The sequence below is a fragment of the Treponema endosymbiont of Eucomonympha sp. genome (assembly GCF_001028545.1).
The window spans coordinates 1-589 of the sequence record NZ_BBPW01000439.1; the positions used below are offsets into that span (position 1 = coordinate 1).

The window sequence follows — 589 nt, forward strand, 5'->3', positions numbered from 1 at the left end:
GAAAACGAACGGCCGCTGCTGCAAAAAGAACGCGAGCTTGAAGAGCAGAAACACGCGGTGCAGTTGGGAGCGGAAAAACGCGTCAGCGACGAGGTGAAAAAAGCATACGCGAAAGCGCAGGAGCAAGTAAAAGCGCAGTTTGCGCTTGAATTGCAGGATAAGAGCGACGAACTTGCGCGGGCGAGCCAGCAGGTTAGCGCTTACCGCGAAAAAGAACGCGCGCTGCTGCAAAAAGAACGCGAGCTTGAAGAGCAGAAACACGCGGTGCAGTTGGGAGCGGAAAAGCGCGTCAACGACGAGGTGAAAAAAGCATACGCGAAGGCGCAGGAACAAACGGAAGCGGCGTATGCGCTTAAACTGCAAGAAAACGATTTTAAGCTCAAAGAACAAGACAAAACTATCGAAGACTTAAAACAAAGAATGCAGGACGCGCAGAAACGCGCGCAGCAAGGGTCAACGCAGTTGCAGGGAGAAATCCTTGAACTCGACACCGAGGCACTGCTTGCGCAAGCTTTCCCTGAAGACGCCGTCGAAGAAGTCAAAAAGGGGAAAAAAGGCGGAGACATTATTCAAACGGTGCGCCTGAGTT

The 589-nt window shown here is 52.3% G+C and carries 1 protein-coding gene; it reads left to right on the forward strand.

Features of this window, described 5'->3' with window-relative positions; all coding sequences use genetic code 11:
* Positions 1-589: DUF2130 domain-containing protein (locus AWU74_RS07495; protein WP_162505028.1), on the forward strand; the 589-nt coding region annotated here is incomplete at both ends.